At 64.6% G+C, this 268-nt stretch carries 1 protein-coding gene; it reads right to left on the bottom strand.

What is annotated here, in order from left to right; all coding sequences use genetic code 11:
* A partial coding sequence (locus tag AC3II9_RS21840; protein ID WP_489158799.1) for a hypothetical protein occupies positions 1-268 on the bottom strand: 268 nt, incomplete at both ends.

Raw genomic sequence — 268 nt, 5'->3', positions numbered from 1 at the left:
CGGTCAGCGTGCCGAACGCGGCCTCGTGACGCAGATTGGCGCGGAACTGGCCGCCGCGATCGCTGGGGAAACCGCTGTCGCGATAGCCCTGATGATGGCGGATGAAGCCGCCCATCGCATAGGTAGTGTGTTCGTCGATCGGTCCCGAAGTCATGGTGTCCAGCCGGAAGAGATCGGTATTGCCCGCCGTGAACTGCACCGCGCCGTGCGGCGTCTGCGTGCCGGTGACGGTGATCTGATTGTAGATCGCCGAGGCGTTGGAGCCGAA

This window comes from Lysinibacillus sp. RU7, from assembly GCF_057837305.1.
This window is presented reverse-complemented; position numbering and strand designations above follow the sequence as displayed.